Origin of the sequence: Paenisporosarcina sp. TG-14, from assembly GCF_000297555.1 — a bacterium.
In the GTDB taxonomy this organism is placed as follows: Bacteria; Bacillota; Bacilli; order Bacillales_A; family Planococcaceae; genus Paenisporosarcina; species Paenisporosarcina antarctica.
The window spans coordinates 1-219 of record NZ_AMGD01000127.1; the positions used below are offsets into that span (position 1 = coordinate 1).

1 protein-coding gene is annotated in these 219 nt (G+C 34.7%); it reads right to left on the reverse strand.

Going from position 1 to position 219, the window contains the following annotated elements:
• Nucleotides 1–189 (reverse strand): IS3 family transposase (locus C406_RS0119030; RefSeq protein ID WP_026045761.1); only part of this gene is annotated, 189 nt, incomplete at its 3' end.
• Nucleotides 190–219: the final 30 nt, after the last annotated feature.

Here is a 219-nt window from a genome sequence, read left to right on the forward strand (position 1 = left end):
TACTTTTTTATGGTTAATGATATAGCCTTGCGCTCGCAATTCTAAGTAAATCCGGCGATAACCATACCTTCCTTCATGTTTGTGAAAAAGGGCTGAAATTAACTCTTTCCATTCTTGATTTGGATCTTCATTGTTCATTTGATTGATGTGATAATGGTACGTCGCTTCTGGAATATCTACTTGTTTCAATACATCTTTTAATCGGAATCCTTCTTCTTT